Source organism: Stenotrophomonas sp. GbtcB23, assembly GCF_019091045.1.
Lineage (GTDB): Bacteria > Pseudomonadota > Gammaproteobacteria > Xanthomonadales > Xanthomonadaceae > Stenotrophomonas > Stenotrophomonas rhizophila_A.
This window is the reverse complement of record NZ_JAGXKC010000009.1, coordinates 60,421-74,970: the sequence shown is the minus strand read 5'-3', so window position 1 is coordinate 74,970 and position 14,550 is coordinate 60,421. Positions and strand designations below refer to the sequence as shown.

At 66.4% G+C, this 14,550-nt stretch carries 13 protein-coding genes; all 13 read left to right on the top strand.

The annotated features are described in order from the left end of the window. The first annotated feature begins 105 nt into the window (after window positions 1–105). The 13 genes from KVS69_RS05830 to KVS69_RS05770 all read left to right on the top strand — a co-directional run bounded on the left by KVS69_RS05830 (window position 106) and on the right by KVS69_RS05770 (window position 14,273). Window positions 106–1,281 (top strand): flagellin, encoded by a 1,176-nt coding sequence (locus KVS69_RS05830; protein WP_068851721.1) that lies wholly within the window; start codon window positions 106–108, stop codon window positions 1,279–1,281. A gap of 192 nt (window positions 1,282–1,473) precedes the next feature. Next, window positions 1,474–2,691: a flagellin gene (locus KVS69_RS05825; protein WP_217537458.1), complete on the top strand. Its 1,218-nt coding sequence runs from the start codon at window positions 1,474–1,476 to the stop codon at window positions 2,689–2,691. 193 nt (window positions 2,692–2,884) lie between these two features. Continuing rightward, on the top strand, window positions 2,885–4,105 hold the full coding sequence (locus KVS69_RS05820; protein WP_184123701.1) for a flagellin: 1,221 nt from the start codon (window positions 2,885–2,887) through the stop codon (window positions 4,103–4,105). A 229-nt stretch (window positions 4,106–4,334) separates the two neighbouring features. Continuing rightward, entirely contained in the window at window positions 4,335–5,564 is a 1,230-nt protein-coding gene (locus KVS69_RS05815) for a flagellin (RefSeq protein ID WP_068851713.1), read from the top strand. 198 nt (window positions 5,565–5,762) lie between these two features. Next, on the top strand, window positions 5,763–7,121 hold the full coding sequence (gene fliD, locus KVS69_RS05810; protein WP_095363798.1) for a flagellar filament capping protein FliD: 1,359 nt from the start codon (window positions 5,763–5,765) through the stop codon (window positions 7,119–7,121). Window positions 7,122–7,222: 101 nt separating this feature from the next. Further along, complete coding sequence (gene fliS / locus KVS69_RS05805; protein ID WP_068851708.1) at window positions 7,223–7,639, top strand: flagellar export chaperone FliS; 417 nt, start codon at window positions 7,223–7,225, stop codon at window positions 7,637–7,639. Then, complete coding sequence (locus tag KVS69_RS05800) at window positions 7,639–7,953, top strand: hypothetical protein (RefSeq protein ID WP_093532807.1); 315 nt, start codon at window positions 7,639–7,641, stop codon at window positions 7,951–7,953. The genes fliS and KVS69_RS05800 overlap by 1 nt, the downstream gene beginning before the upstream one ends. Further along, complete coding sequence (locus KVS69_RS05795; protein ID WP_217537457.1) at window positions 7,950–8,534, top strand: PilZ domain-containing protein; 585 nt, start codon at window positions 7,950–7,952, stop codon at window positions 8,532–8,534. The genes KVS69_RS05800 and KVS69_RS05795 overlap by 4 nt, the downstream gene beginning before the upstream one ends. Before the next feature lie 57 nt (window positions 8,535–8,591). Beyond that, window positions 8,592–9,224 carry a response regulator transcription factor gene (locus tag KVS69_RS05790; RefSeq protein WP_068851698.1) on the top strand — a complete coding sequence of 211 codons (633 nt, stop codon included), beginning with the start codon at window positions 8,592–8,594 and terminating at the stop codon, window positions 9,222–9,224. A gap of 264 nt (window positions 9,225–9,488) precedes the next feature. Then, window positions 9,489–10,898, top strand: a complete 1,410-nt coding sequence (gene rpoN, locus KVS69_RS05785) for an RNA polymerase factor sigma-54 (protein WP_217537456.1) — start codon at window positions 9,489–9,491, stop codon at window positions 10,896–10,898. 14 nt (window positions 10,899–10,912) lie between these two features. Then, window positions 10,913–11,290 (top strand): response regulator transcription factor, encoded by a 378-nt coding sequence (locus tag KVS69_RS05780; RefSeq protein WP_068851692.1) that lies wholly within the window; start codon window positions 10,913–10,915, stop codon window positions 11,288–11,290. Further along, window positions 11,287–12,777: a sigma-54 dependent transcriptional regulator gene (locus tag KVS69_RS05775; protein WP_210132469.1), complete on the top strand. Its 1,491-nt coding sequence runs from the start codon at window positions 11,287–11,289 to the stop codon at window positions 12,775–12,777. Before KVS69_RS05780 ends, KVS69_RS05775 begins: the two co-directional genes overlap by 4 nt. Window positions 12,778–13,205: 428 nt before the next feature. Further along, entirely contained in the window at window positions 13,206–14,273 is a 1,068-nt protein-coding gene (locus KVS69_RS05770) for a YadA-like family protein (RefSeq protein WP_217537455.1), read from the top strand. Window positions 14,274–14,550 lie beyond the last annotated feature (277 nt).

Genomic DNA, 14,550 nt, shown 5'->3' with positions numbered 1-14,550 from the left:
ACCGCCGTTATCTCTCCTGCAACAGCTGCATCCGGCACGGGTGCGGACTCTGCGTCAACTCCGGGTGCACGCCGCGGCCGGAACTTGCCCACAGGAAAGAGAAAAATGGCACAAGTAATCAATACCAACGTGATGTCGCTGAACGCTCAGCGCAACCTGTCGACCAGCGGTTCCAGCCTGGCCACCACGATCCAGCGCCTGTCCTCGGGCCTGCGCATCAACAGCGCCAAGGACGACGCCGCCGGCCTGGCGATTTCCGAGCGCTTCAGCACCCAGATCCGCGGCCTGGACGTTGCGGTTCGCAACGCCAACGACGGCATCTCGCTGGCCCAGACCGCCGAAGGCGCGATGGTGGAAATCGGCAACAACCTGCAGCGTATCCGCGAACTGTCGGTGCAGTCGGCCAACGCCACCAACTCCGACAGCGACCGTGAAGCGCTGAACGCCGAAGTCAACCAGCTGGTCTCGGAAATCGACCGCGTCTCCCGCCAGACCAACTTCAACGGCACCAAGCTGCTGGACGGTTCCTTCTCCGGCGCGCTGTTCCAAATCGGCGCCGATTCGGGCCAGACCATCGGCATCAACAGCATCGTCAACTCCAGCACCTCGGAGCTGGGCAACGGCCTGTACGCTGCCAAGCAGACCTCGACCGCAGCTGCCCTGACCGGCACCGCGACGGCCGCGGGCACTGTCAGCGACATGGAAATCAATGGCGTTGCCATTGCTGCCGTGGACGTTGCCGTGGGCGACAAGGCCGCCGACGTCAGCAAGAAGGTGGTCAATGCCATCAACGACAAGATGGACCAGACCGGCGTGTACGCCTCGCTGGACAAGGACGGCAAGCTGGAACTGACCTCGTTGAAGTCGGGCAAGGATTTCGAGTTCACCACCGCCACCACCGATGCCACCGGCCTGACCGTGGCCATGGCCGGCATTGGCGCCACCGCCGATGCGGACGCCCGTGACACCGTCAGCGGCGTGGACATCTCCTCGGTCGCCGGTGCCCAGAAGGCCCTGTCGATCGTGGACGATGCCCTGAAGGCGGTGAACTCCTCGCGTGCCGACATGGGTGCGATCCAGAACCGCTTCACCTCCACCATCGCCAACCTGAACACCACCTCGGAAAACCTGTCGGCCTCGCGCAGCCGTATCCGCGACACCGACTACGCCAAGGAAACCGCCGAACTGACCCGCACGCAGATCCTGCAGCAGGCCGGCACCGCGATGCTGGCCCAGGCCAACCAGTCGCCGTCGAGCGTGATGAGCCTGCTGAACGGCTGATCCCGCACAAGCACGCGTCACAGAAAACCCCGCTCCGGCGGGGTTTTTTGTTGACAAACGCAAATTTCGCCCGCTGGGCCCTAAAGGTTCCGGCCGGGGTGTCGTTAATGATTTCAACCAGGGCACATCGCCCATTGCCTCCCCCGGGGCACCCCAAAAACCAGCAGTACCTTCGTATCCAGGAGCACGGAAATGGCACAAGTCATCAACACCAATGTGATGTCGCTGAACGCACAGCGCAATCTGTCGACCAGCGGTTCCAGCCTGGCTACCACCATCCAGCGCCTGTCCTCGGGCCTGCGCATCAACAGCGCCAAGGACGATGCCGCCGGCCTGGCGATCTCCGAGCGCTTCAGCACCCAGATCCGCGGCCTGGACGTTGCGGTTCGCAACGCCAACGACGGCATCTCGCTGGCCCAGACCGCCGAAGGCGCGATGGTCGAAATCGGCAACAACCTGCAGCGTATCCGCGAACTGTCGGTGCAGTCGGCCAACGCCACCAACTCCGACAGCGACCGTGAAGCGCTGAACGCCGAAGTGAAGCAGCTGACCTCGGAAATCGACCGCGTTTCCCGCCAGACCAACTTCAACGGCACCAAGCTGCTGGACGGTTCGTTCTCCGGCGCCCTGTTCCAGGTCGGTGCGGATTCGGGCCAGACCATCGGCATCAACAGCATCGTCAACGCCAGCGCCAGCGCACTGGGCGGCGCCAAGTTCGACAAGAACACCTTCACCGTCGCCGCCCCGGGCACCAATGCCGCCGCGACCATCAAGGGCATGGAAATCAAGGGTGCCGACGGCCAGTCGTACAAGCTGGACGACATCGAAGTGAAGGCCGGCGTCGACGCCGCCGCCACCCAGAAGGCCACCGCCTCGGCCATCGCCGCCGCGATCAACGCCAAGATGGACCAGACCGGCGTCTATGCCTCGGTCGATGCCGCCACCGCCGGCAAGCTGGACCTGACCTCGGTGCAGAACAACGTCGCCGACGACGGCACCTTCAATGCCATCGCCGTGACCATGGGCACCTGGACCGGCGCCACCGCACCGACCGCGCCTACCCCGACTGCCGACGCCACCGGCCTGACCGCGCAGTTCGCCAGCAACCTGAACATCTCCACCTTCACCGGTGCGCAGCAGGCCCTGTCGATCGTCGACAAGGCGCTGACCGCAGTCAACTCCTCGCGTGCCGACATGGGTGCGATCCAGAACCGGTTCACCTCCACCATCGCCAACCTCGGCACCACCTCGGAAAACCTGTCCGCCTCGCGCAGCCGTATCCGCGACACCGACTACGCCAAGGAAACCGCCGAGCTGACCCGCACCCAGATCCTGCAGCAGGCCGGCACCGCGATGCTGGCCCAGGCCAACCAGTCGCCCTCGAGCGTGATGAGCCTGCTGCAGGGCTGATGCCTGCGGAGGGTGCGTAACGGAAAACCCCGCGAAAGCGGGGTTTTTTTGTTGACAAATGCGAAATCAGGCCGTCGCAGCCCTAAAGGTTCGCTGCGGGTTGTCGTTAATGAATTCAACCCGGGCACATCGCCCACCGCCTCCCCCGCGAGGCGCCCACTGAATCCGCATCACCGCACCCAGGAGCACGGAAATGGCACAAGTCATCAACACCAATGTGATGTCGCTGAACGCACAGCGCAATCTGTCGACCAGCGGTTCCAGCCTGGCCACCACCATCCAGCGCCTGTCCTCGGGCCTGCGCATCAACAGCGCCAAGGACGACGCCGCCGGCCTGGCGATTTCCGAGCGCTTCAGCACCCAGATCCGCGGCCTGGACGTTGCCGTGCGCAACGCCAACGACGGCATCTCGCTGGCCCAGACCGCCGAAGGCGCGATGGTCGAAATCGGCAACAACCTGCAGCGCATCCGCGAACTGTCGGTGCAGTCGTCCAATGCGACCAACTCCGACAGTGACCGTGAAGCGCTGAACGCCGAAGTGAAGCAGCTGACCTCGGAAATCGACCGCGTCTCCCGCCAGACCAACTTCAACGGCACCAAGCTGCTGGACGGTTCGTTCTCCGGCGCGCTGTTCCAGGTCGGCGCCGATTCGGGCCAGACCATCGGCATCAACAGCATCGTCAACGCCAGCGCCAGCGCGCTGGGCGGCGCCAAGTTCGACACCAGCACCCTGGACATCGGCGTGCCCGCCACCAACGGTGACGTGACCATCAAGGGCATGACCATCAAGGGCGCCGACGGCACCGCCTACACGCTGTCGGACATCTCGGTGAAGGCCGGCGTCGACGCCGCCGCCACCCAGAAGGCCGCCACCGCCGCCGTCGCCGCCGCCATCAACGAGAAGATGGACCAGGCCGGCGTGTACGCATCGGTCAATGCCACTGCCGGCAAGATCGACCTGACCTCGGTCAAGAACAGCGTCTCCGACACCGGCACGTTCAACGCCATCACCGTCACCGCGGGCACCTGGACCGGCATCACCGCGCCGACCCCGGCCACCCCGACCACTGCCGCCGCCGGCGCTGCCCTGGCCACCAAGTTCGCCAGCGACCTGGACATCTCCTCGGTGGCCGGTGCGCAGCAGGCCCTGTCGATCGTGGACAAGGCGCTGACCTCGGTCAACTCCTCGCGCGCTGACATGGGTGCGATCCAGAACCGCTTCACCTCCACCATCGCCAACCTCAACACCACCTCGGAAAACCTGTCGGCCTCGCGCAGCCGTATCCGCGACACCGACTACGCCAAGGAAACCGCCGAGCTGACCCGCACGCAGATCCTGCAGCAGGCCGGCACCGCGATGCTGGCCCAGGCCAACCAGTCGCCGTCGAGCGTGATGAGCCTGCTGCAGGGTTGATGCCTGCGAAGGATGTGTAACGAAAAGCCCCGCGAAAGCGGGGCTTCTTGTTTGCGTCGGCGTTCATGAAACGTGACGGATTCAGCGTTTTTTTCACCCCATTGATTAAAGCTTCTTGACATTGGGTCGTTATTGATTTCAGCCACGGCAGATCGACATCGCTTGGCGCTCCCACACGGGAGAAACACCTCTATCACCCGGCGACATCATCGCCACCAGGAGCAAGAAAATGGCACAAGTCATCAACACCAACGTGATGTCGCTCAACGCCCAGCGCAACCTGTCGACCAGCGGCTCCAGCCTGGCCACGACGATCCAGCGCCTGTCCTCGGGCCTGCGCATCAACAGCGCCAAGGACGACGCCGCCGGCCTCGCGATTTCCGAGCGCTTCAGCACCCAGATCCGCGGCCTGGACGTTGCGGTGCGCAACGCCAACGACGGCATTTCGCTGGCCCAGACCGCCGAAGGCGCGATGGTCGAAATCGGCAACAACCTGCAGCGCATCCGCGAACTGTCGGTGCAGTCGGCCAACGCCACCAACTCCGACAGCGACCGTGAAGCCCTGAACGCCGAAGTGAAGCAGCTGACCTCGGAAATCGACCGCGTTTCCCGCCAGACCAACTTCAACGGCACCAAGCTGCTGGACGGTTCCTTCTCCGGCGCGCTGTTCCAGGTCGGTGCGGATTCCGGCCAGACCATCGGCATCAACAGCATCGTCAACGCCAGCGCCAACGCGCTGGGCGGCGCCAAGTTCGACAGCAACAGCTTCACTGTCGGCGCGGTCGCTGCGGCTGCCAACGCCGACGTCAAGATCACCGGCATGGCCATCACCGGCGCCGACGGCAAGTCGTACACCCTGTCCGACATCAACGTGAAGGCAGGCGTCGACTCGGCCGCCACCCAGAAGGCCACCGTGGCCGCGGTGACCGCCGCGATCAACGAAAAGATGGACCAGACCGGCGTGTACGCCTCGGTCGACGGCGCCGCCGGCAAGGTCAACCTGACCTCCGTGCAGAACAGCGTGGGCTCGGACGGCACCTTCAACGCGATCGGCCTGACCGCCGGCACCTACACCGGTGGCGCCACCGCCCCGGCCGCGTACACCGCCACCACCGCCGCTGCCGGCGCCGCCCTGGCCAACAAGTTCGCCAGCGACCTGGACATCTCCTCGGTCGCCGGTGCGCAGCAGGCCCTGTCGATCGTCGACAAGGCGCTGACCGCAGTGAACTCCTCGCGCGCCGACATGGGTGCGATCCAGAACCGCTTCACCTCCACCATCGCCAACCTCAACACCACCTCGGAAAACCTGTCGGCCTCGCGCAGCCGTATCCGCGACACCGACTACGCCAAGGAAACCGCCGAACTGACCCGCACGCAGATCCTGCAGCAGGCCGGCACCGCGATGCTGGCCCAGGCCAACCAGTCGCCCTCGAGCGTCATGAGCCTGCTCAACGGCTAACCGCTATTGCAGTTGCGTGACGAAAAACCCCGCTTCGGCGGGGTTTTTTCATGGTTTTGGCATGGCGCTTGCACCTGCTTTGGCATCAGCGCGCCCACCGCCAGGTGGACGGGCCTCAAGCCTCCCCGTTCCGGGCCGATACCACCTGCAGGAAGCGCAGGCGGTTGCGTGCCCACATTTCAAGACAGGACTGCAGACATGGCGATTGGCACCATTGGTACCGGCCTCGATATTCCCACCCTGGTGGCCCAGCTGGTCGCCAAGGAGCGCGAACCGCAGGAAAACCAGATCAATTCCGCCGGTACCGCCGCCAGTGCCAAATTGTCGGCGCTGGCCACCCTGACCAGTGGCATGACCAACCTGCAGACCACCCTGGCCAGCCTGATCAAGAACGCCGACAAGCCGTCCTTCAAAGCCAGCACCATCACCGACTCCAACTTCACCGCCAGCATCGACACCAGCGAAGGCGCCGCCTCCGCCTCTGCCGGCACCCACCAGGTGGAAGTCAAATCCCTGGCCCAGGGCCAGAAGCTCAGCTCCGGCGCCTTCGCCAAGGACACCGTCATCGGCGACGGCACCCTGACCATCGCCTATGGCGACAAGACCCTCGACGTCACCATCAACGCCGACAGCAAGCTCAGCGACATCGCCGCGGCCATCAACAAAGCCGCTGGCGGCAAAGTGGTCAGCGCCAGTGTCATCACCGCCGACGATGGCCAGCATCTGATGCTCAGTGCCGTCGATACCGGCCTGTCGGGTGCCGTCAAGATCACCGCCAGCGGCGGCAACGGCGGCCTGGCGGCCCTGACCTACGACGGCACCGCCGGCTCCCCGATGACCCAGACCGTCGAGCCCAAGGATGCCGTGGTCGTCGTCGACGGGTTCACCCGTACCTCCAGCTCCAACACGATCAGCGACATCGTCCCCGGGGTGAACCTGACCCTGACCAAGGCCGGCACTGAAGCGGGCAAGACCCAGACCCTGACGATTACCCGCGACAACACCGCGGTCAAGACCGACATGGCCGCCTTCGTGGCCGCCTACAACGCCATGAACAGCGCGCTGAAGTCCACCAGCGCCTACAACGCCACCAGCAAGACCGCCGCCGCACTCACTGGCGACGCCATGGTGCGCGGCCTGCAGCAGCAGCTGCGCAGCCAGTTCAGCAGCAACATCAACGGCCTCAAGGACATGGGCGTCACCATGGCGGCCGACGGCAGCCTGACCCTGGACAGCGGCAAGATGGAGACCGCCATCGGCAAGGACCCCGATGCCGTGTCCCGCCTGTTCGGCAAGGACGGCGCCATCGGCAAGCCCATGGACACGCTCATCAAGAGCAACCTGGACAAGGAAACCGGCACGCTCACCCAGCGCACCAATTCGCTGAACAAGCAGATCAAGGACCTGGAAAGCCGCCTGGATGCGCTCGACGCGCGCATGGAAAAGGTTTCCGACCGCTACACCAAGCAGTTCACCGCCATGGAAACCCTGGTGACCCAGATGCAGACCACCAGCGACAGCCTGACCCAGGCACTGGCCAAGAAGACCAGCAGCTGACCCGCCGCGCGGCAACGCTCAAGTTTCCGCACCGCACCGCCGATATTCATGGCAGCACCCACCACCTGATGTCTGGCGTGGGTCCCAGAGGAGAAGTTCCAATGTACGGTTCCAGCCGTCAGTACGCAGAGCAGTACCGCAAGGTCGGCGTTTCCAGCGCCGTCAACGATGCCGACCCGCATAAACTGGTCGCCATGCTGCTGACCGGCGCCTGCGAGCGCATCCGCCTGGCCGAGGCCTGCCTGGAGCGCAACGACCAGGCCCGCAAGGGCAAGGCCATCGGCGAGGCCTGCGCCATCGTCGGCCACCTCAATGGCTCGCTCGACCACGAAGCCGGCGGCGACATCGCCGGCAACCTGTCGGCCCTGTACGACTACGTCATGCAGCGCCTGACCGATGCCAACCTGCACAACGACGGCGCTGCCCTGCAGGAAGCCCTGCAGCTGCTGACCGAGATCGATTCTGCGTGGAATGCCATCCCGCACGACCAGCGCCAGCCCGCTGCGGCAGGCGCCTGATGCACGCCTCACTCGCCCCCGACGTCCTTCACCTCCTGCATGATGCGCTGGACAGGCTGTCGGGCGCGGTCGAAGGTGATGACCACGACCTGACCCAGCGCCTGATGGACGCCTACGACCAGCAGGTACGTGCGTACCTGGACGAACACGAGGCCCGCATCGACGCCGGCTCGCTGCGCGGGCTGATCGCCCGCCAGCAGCAGGTCAGCATCCGCATGGCGGCCCGCCGCGACGAAGCGGGCAGCCACCTCACCGCCGACCGACGCGCCGTTCGCGCGTCCCTCGCCTACCTCCGGGCAGAATCCCTGACATGAGCGAACTTCGCCCCAGCGACATCCATCATCCGGCCGAAAGCGAGCTGTTCGATGAAACGCTGAGCTGCGATGTCGCCCTGCCCGCCGAATTCCGCCTGGGCAGCAGCGTGATCCGCCCCGGCAGCGCCGAAACCCTGCTGCGCAGCGTTGCCCTCGTGGAGGATTCCCGGGGTGATGACGGTCATGACGACCGTGGCGAATCCAGTGCCCAACTGCAGCGCCTGGAAGCCAAGCTGGACCTGACCATGGTGCTGCTCGGCCGGCTGGTGCGGCAGAGCGCCCAGGACCTGGACCTGCGCCCGCTGCGCTGGTCGCGCCGGGGCATCCGCCTGGAACTGGGCGCCCGCACCGGTGCCCCGACCGGCAGCCTAGGGGTGATCCGCCTGCAGCCCTGCGACTGGCTGCCCGACCACATCGACCTGCCCGTCACCGTGCTGGCCGAAGCGGCCACCGGTGCCGGCTCCTGTTTCCTCTGGCTGCGCTTTGCACCCATGAGCGACGGGCTGGAAATGGCGCTGGAGCGGCACCTGTTCCGGCTGCACCGGCGGCAGGTGGCGGATTCCCGGCGGCGCGGTCTTTAATAAAGGCCCGCGCTAGGATAATGTGAAGAACTTCTTTTCTTCACATCTCCTCTGCCCGTGCGCGTTCTCATCGTCGACGATCACACCCTGGTCCGCGCCGGCCTAAGCCGCCTGCTCCAGGGCTTTGCCGACGTCGAGGTCGCCGCAGAGGCCAGCAATGCAAAGGAGGCGCTTGAAATGGCCCTGCTGCATTCCCCCGATGTGATCCTGATGGACCTGTCCCTGCCCGGTCGTACCGGGCTGGAAGCCCTGAGCGACATCCTGGTCCGCGCGCCGGGCACCCGCGTGGTGATGATGACCATGCACGACGACGCCGTACACGTGCGCGACGCACTGGACCGCGGTGCGGTGGGCTTCGTGGTCAAGGACGCCGCCCCCCAGGAGCTCGACCTGGCCCTGCGCGCCGCCCATGCCGGCCAGGTGTTCCTGAGCCCGCAAATCTCGGCCAAGATGCTGGCGCCCATGCTGGGCAGGGAAAAGCCGGTCGGCATTGCCGCGCTCTCGCCGCGCCAGCGCGAGATCCTGCGCCAGATCGGCAAGGGTGAAAGCAACAAGGAAATCGCCGCCGACCTGGGCATCAGCGTCAAGACGGTGGAAACCCACCGCGCGCGCATGATGGAATCGCTGGGCTGCCGCCGCGCCAACGATCTGCTGCTGCTGGCCGCGCGTCACCAACACGAACTGGAATAACCGGCGTCGATTCCCCGACACCCACCCGCCACGGCGGCCACGAGCGCCGGGTTTTTGAACGGGACGCACCCGCGTACACCAAGGAAACAGCGATCCCCGACGCGCGCAGCGTCAAATAACCAGACATACCGTCAGGAATCTCCCCACACGCTGTCGGGAACCTGACGACCCCGCTAGGGAACCCCCTGATTTCGCCCCCACGGGATCACAAGCAAGATGTGTTCCATAACGCACCGGGGGCTCGGGGCGACGGGGATACACCACATGAAGCCGATGATGTCGACCCAGATGGGTCAGCAGCTGCACCTCACGCCGCAATTGCTGCAGTCGATCCGACTGCTGCAGCTGGACGGCATGCAGCTGGAGCTGGAAATCCGCCGCGCACTGGACACCAACCCGCTGCTGGAGCTGGAAGAAGCGCCCGCGCCCGACACCGCCGAGACCAGCGAAGCCGGCACCACCGTGGAAGTGGCCGCCTTTGACGAACTGCCCGAGCCTGCGATGTGGGACGTGGCCGGGGCCAGCTGGCACGACGGCGACGACGACCGCCTGCAGCGCATTGCCGCCGACCAATCCAGCGACCCCCAGCTGCGCGCCCTGCAGCGCCTGTCACTGGAGCTGGATGCGCGCGAACTGACCGTGGCCCGCTTCTGGCTGGAGCACTGCGACGATGCCGGCTACCTGGACGCGCCGCTGGAGCAGCTGACCCTTCTGGCCAGCGCCCACTGCGATGTGGACGCCGCCGGTGTGGAAGCGGTGCGCCAGCAGATCCTGCACGGCGACCCGGCCGGCCTGGCCGCCCGCGACCTGCACGAATGCCTCTCGGTCCAGCTGCGCGCCCTGCACGGCCGCGTGCCGGCCCGCCACCTGGCCCTGCGGGTGCTGGACCACGGCCTGGACGCCCTGGCCGCGCACGACTACCCCGCCCTGGCCCGCCAGCTGGATGCGGAAGTCGCCGACATCCACGAAGCGGTGCGCCTGATCCTCTCGCTGCAGCCGCGCCCGGGCGACAGCCTGCTGCCGGATACCTCCGGCGCGGTCATCCCGGACGTGGTGGCCTGGCACGCCGATGGCCAGTGGCGCGTGGCGCTCAACCCGGCCACCAGCCGCCGCCTGAGCATCAACCCCACCTACGAAAGTGCCCTGGCCGATGCTGGCGACAGTGCCCAGCCGTTGCGCGACATGCTGCAGGAAGCCCGCTGGCTGACCCGTGGCCTGTCCATGCGCTACGACACCCTGCTGCGCACCACCCGCGTCATCATCGAACGCCAGGCCGGCTTCCTCACCCGCGGCGAAGAGGCCATGGCCCCGCTGACCCTGAAGGAAGTGGCCGAAGCCATCGGCATGCACGAGTCCACCGTCTCGCGCATCACCACCGGCAAGTACCTGCAGACCCCGCGCGGCACCCTGGAGCTGAAGCACTTCTTCGCCGTGCGCCTGGAAGGCGCCAGCGTCTCCGGCCAGGCCGTGAAGGCCATGGTCCGGCGCCTGATCGATGCCGAACCGGCCGGTCGTCCGCTGGCTGATGAGGCCATTGCGGGACTTCTGTCACGCCAGGGCGTGAACATTGCCCGCCGAACCGTTGCAAAATACCGCGAACAACTGGACATCGCCCCGGCCCGGGAACGCCGCCGGCACAATGCCCGCACCCCGCTACTGGCCCGGGTGGGCTGAAGGAAGTACACGACATGAACAAGCTCACCGTCCTGCTGGTCGATGACCACGAGGGCTTCATCAACGCCGCCATGCGCCACTTCCGCAAGGTCGACTGGCTCGATGTGGTCGGCAGCGCCGGCAATGGCCTGGAAGCCATCGAGCGCTCCGAGTCACTGCGCCCGCAGGTGGTGCTGATGGACCTGGCCATGCCGGAAATGGGCGGGCTGCAGGCCACCCGCCTGATCAAGACCCAGGACGATGCACCCTACATCGTCATCGCCAGCCACTTCGACGACGTCGAACACCGCGAGCACGCCCTGCGTGCCGGTGCCGACAACTTCGTCAGCAAGCTGTCCTACATCCAGGAGGTCATGCCGATCCTGGAGGGCTTGAAGGAGCCGACGCCATGAGCGAGTCGCGCATCCTGGTGCTGGACAACGACGCCGTGCGCGCCGAGCGCACCGTTGGCCTGCTGGAATTCATGGACTTCAACCCGCGCTGGATTGCCGACGCGGCCGATTTCGATACCACCCGCCACCGTGCCACCGACTGGATGGCCGTGATCATCGGCGGCCTGGAGCCGGGCGCGCGCAGTGAAGCGCTGTTCGCGTGGGCCGGCCAGGGCGCCCTGCCGCCGCCGGTGATGCTGATTGACGGCGATGCTGCCGCGTTTGCCCAGCGCCACGGCCTGCATGAGGCCAATGTGTGGCCGTTGGAAGCCCCGCTGCGCCACGCGCAGATGGAAGCCCTGCTGCGCCGTGCCAGCCTGAAGCGGCTCGATGCCGAACACCAGGCCGGCGCCAGCCAGGACCAGGGTCCCACCGGTGACGGTGCGGCGGTGAGCGCGCTGCGCCAGATGATCGAGCAGGTGGCCGCCTTCGACACCACCGTACTGGTGCTGGGCGAATCGGGTACCGGCAAGGAAGTGGTGTCGCGTTCGATCCACCAGCGCTCGCCGCGCCGAGATGGCCCGTTCGTGGCGATCAACTGCGGCGCGATTCCGGCCGACCTGCTGGAAAGCGAACTGTTCGGTCACGAAAAGGGTGCCTTCACCGGCGCACTCAGCGCACGCAAGGGCCGTTTCGAGATGGCCGAGGGCGGCACCCTGCTGCTGGACGAAATCGGCGACATGAGCCTGCCGATGCAGGTCAAGCTGCTGCGCGTGCTGCAGGAACGCAGCTTCGAGCGCGTGGGCGGCAACCAGACCATCCGCTGCAACGTACGGGTGATCGCCGCAACCCACCGTGACCTGGAATCGCGCATTGCCGATGGCAAGTTCCGCGAGGATCTGTTCTACCGCCTCAACGTGTTCCCGATCGAAGTGCCGGCGCTGCGCGACCGCAGCGAAGACCTGCCCGCACTGGTCACCACCATTGCCGGCCAGCTGGCCCGCACCGGCCGCGGCGAAGTGCGTTTCAGCCCGGAAGCGCTGCAGGCGCTGGCCGCCTACGAATGGCCGGGCAACGTGCGCGAGCTGACCAACCTGGTGGAGCGCCTGGCCGTGCTGCACCCGGGCGGCAACGTGCGCGTGCAGGACCTGCCGGCACGGTATCGCGGGGATTTCGCGGTGGCAGCGCCGGTTGCAGTAGCGCCGCCGGCACCGGCCGGTGACGACCGCCTGGACCTGCGGAGCTTCTCCTTCCACGCCCCGGCGACGGGTGCGGCGGCAGCGAACGGCGCCGCCCCGGCCGACAAGTCCCCGGCCCTGCCCGACGCCGGCCTGGACCTGCGCAACCACATGGCCAACATCGAGCTGACCCTGATCAACGAGGCGCTGGAGCGCACGCAGGGCGTGGTGGCGCATGCCGCGCAACTGCTTGGCCTGCGGCGTACCACGCTGGTGGAGAAGTTGCGCAAGTACGGGATCGAGCGGGACCAGGCTGAGTTGGCGGGTTGATGTTTACAGGATGCGCATAGTCGGAAAGGCCCGGTTTACACCGGGCCTTTTTGCGTTTCAGCCGATGGGATCGATTGGTCCGGATGGCGTCTCTTACTTCGCTCCGGCGTCGGGATGTCTGACGGGCGGCTTCGGATTGTCTAAACGTCGGTGGCATCGTCGCAACCGATTGCACACCGGCTCCGGATGCTTGCGCCGCGCTGCGCGCGGTCGCCGACTAACAGTCGGCGCTACGAATTGTTACGGGCGCCGGTGGGATCCGGATACGCAGTTCCTGCGATGGCCCTTCACCTCACCATGACGGCACCGGGCATAGCGTCGCCAGCAGCCGTATGCGGGGGAGACGCGTACGGGGAATCGGGGGATTCATGCAGATCGCCTGACCGGCATTGGCCCGGCGGGCGCGCTGCCACCCGAGGATCTCCGCCATGGACCGTTCCTGGTATCGCATTGCATTGCGTGGTGTTTCGCGCGCGACCTCCACCCGCTCCCTCCTCATCACCGCCGCTGCGTTGGGGGTATTCCTGTCAGCAGCTGCTCCAGCATTTGCGCAGTCGGTCTGCAACCAGACCGGCGGTACCGCCCCCACGGCCACCGGCGGAAGCGCCTTCGCCTGCGGCGATGGCGCCACCGCACCCGGCGGCACGTCCAGCGCCTTCGGTACTGACGCCAATGCTGCGGGCAACAATTCCACCGCAGTCGGGACACTGGCCAGCTCAGCGGGCGAGTTCTCGACCGCCATTGGCCGCAGCGCAACGTCCAGCGGTGCGGCATCGACCGCATTGGGGTTCAACAGTGCCGCCAGTGCGGCCAACGCGATGGCCTTCGGGGCCAATGCAGCGGCCAGCGCGGAGAACTCGGTTGCGCTGGGTACCGGTTCGGTCGCTGATGAAGCCAACAGCGTATCGCTGGGCGCTGCAGGCGCCGAGCGCAAGGTGACGAACATGGCCGCCGGCACCAACGCCACCGACGGCGTCAATGTCAGCCAGCTCAACGACACCGCCGCGACCACGCTCGCTTCGGCCAACCAGTACACCGACGAACAGGCCGATGCCACCTTGACCGAGGCCAACACGTATACCGACCAGGTGGCCGGCGATACGTTGACGGCGGCTAACGATTACACCAACCAGCAGGTCAACCAGATCGGCGGAATGGCCAGCGGTGCGGCAGCGGCGCTGGAACAGTTCCGGGCAGAGGCCAATGACCGCTTCGCGGGCATCGACTCCCGCTTGAACGCCATGGATGACAGCCTGCGCACGATGGACAAGCGCATCAGTCGACAGGCGGCCATGACCGCCGCCTTCGTACAGAGCTCCGGCATGCCCGATGTCGGTAAGAACTACCTCGGTGCCGGGGTGGGCTGGTCCGAGGGCGAGAACGCCTTTGCCGCTACGTTCCGCCGCCGGTTCACCGAGCACTTCACGGCGTCCTTCGGTGCCGCCAGCAGCGGCAGTGAAACCTCGGTCGGCCTCGGCGGCGGCGTAACCTGGTAGCCGCCCAGCCTGACGCGCCCAGACGCCGGGCCAGCCCGGGCGTCTTTGTCTCCGGTAGCGCCGGCCGTTGGCCGGCCCACGCCATGTCCGGCGATGCGCAGCGCAACAACGTCCAGCCACCGTCACGGGTCAGGCGTCGGTTTCCCGACGCCGGGGTTCCGACGTCCCCTTGGCGACCTGCTGACGCACCGGCTTTCCGCCACGCCCGGCGTGTAACCGGTTGCGCCACGGGTCCCTGCGGCCCGCCATCACGACATCGCTGAACCACTCAGCCGTT

What these genes read in the sequence shown, in the direction of transcription:
- KVS69_RS05830 (WP_068851721.1), top strand. Translation starts at nt 106, where the DNA reads ATGGCACAAGTAATCAATACCAACGTGATGTCGCTGAACGCTCAGCGC.
- KVS69_RS05825 (WP_217537458.1), top strand. Translation starts at nt 1,474, where the DNA reads ATGGCACAAGTCATCAACACCAATGTGATGTCGCTGAACGCACAGCGC.
- KVS69_RS05820 (WP_184123701.1), top strand. Translation starts at nt 2,885, where the DNA reads ATGGCACAAGTCATCAACACCAATGTGATGTCGCTGAACGCACAGCGC.
- KVS69_RS05815 (WP_068851713.1), top strand. Translation starts at nt 4,335, where the DNA reads ATGGCACAAGTCATCAACACCAACGTGATGTCGCTCAACGCCCAGCGC.
- fliD (WP_095363798.1), top strand. Translation starts at nt 5,763, where the DNA reads ATGGCGATTGGCACCATTGGTACCGGCCTCGATATTCCCACCCTGGTG.
- fliS (WP_068851708.1), top strand. Translation starts at nt 7,223, where the DNA reads ATGTACGGTTCCAGCCGTCAGTACGCAGAGCAGTACCGCAAGGTCGGC.
- KVS69_RS05800 (WP_093532807.1), top strand. Translation starts at nt 7,639, where the DNA reads ATGCACGCCTCACTCGCCCCCGACGTCCTTCACCTCCTGCATGATGCG.
- KVS69_RS05795 (WP_217537457.1), top strand. Translation starts at nt 7,950, where the DNA reads ATGAGCGAACTTCGCCCCAGCGACATCCATCATCCGGCCGAAAGCGAG.
- rpoN (WP_217537456.1), top strand. Translation starts at nt 9,489, where the DNA reads ATGAAGCCGATGATGTCGACCCAGATGGGTCAGCAGCTGCACCTCACG.
- KVS69_RS05780 (WP_068851692.1), top strand. Translation starts at nt 10,913, where the DNA reads ATGAACAAGCTCACCGTCCTGCTGGTCGATGACCACGAGGGCTTCATC.
- KVS69_RS05775 (WP_210132469.1), top strand. Translation starts at nt 11,287, where the DNA reads ATGAGCGAGTCGCGCATCCTGGTGCTGGACAACGACGCCGTGCGCGCC.
- KVS69_RS05770 (WP_217537455.1), top strand. Translation starts at nt 13,206, where the DNA reads ATGGACCGTTCCTGGTATCGCATTGCATTGCGTGGTGTTTCGCGCGCG.